This window comes from Streptomyces sp. P17, from assembly GCF_032436805.1.
GTDB lineage: Bacteria > Actinomycetota > Actinomycetes > Streptomycetales > Streptomycetaceae > Streptomyces.
Window position 1 is genome coordinate 1 of record NZ_JAVRBF010001358.1, and the last position, 243, is coordinate 243.

Here is a 243-nt window from a genome sequence, read left to right on the forward strand (position 1 = left end):
GAGATGATGCGGGCGCAGTCGGTGCAGGTCCACACGTCGCCTGATGGCGTGAGGGTGCCGATGTGGCAGCGGTTGCATCGGGCGTGTCGGGGTGGGTCGTCGTCGCGGACGCCTCGGGTGGCTGCGCGGGTGTTGCGCCAGCAGCGGTCGATGCCCCACACCAGCTCGTCCCACTGGGGCAGGGTCTGGGCGAAGTTGAGCCAGGTGGTGAGCCATGCGCAGCAGCCTGCGACGGTGTCGGGC

General features: G+C 70.4%; 1 protein-coding gene. It reads right to left on the bottom strand.

The features are described from left to right. Nucleotides 1-243 (bottom strand): hypothetical protein (locus RMT89_RS44970; protein WP_315889523.1); only part of this gene is annotated, 243 nt, incomplete at both ends.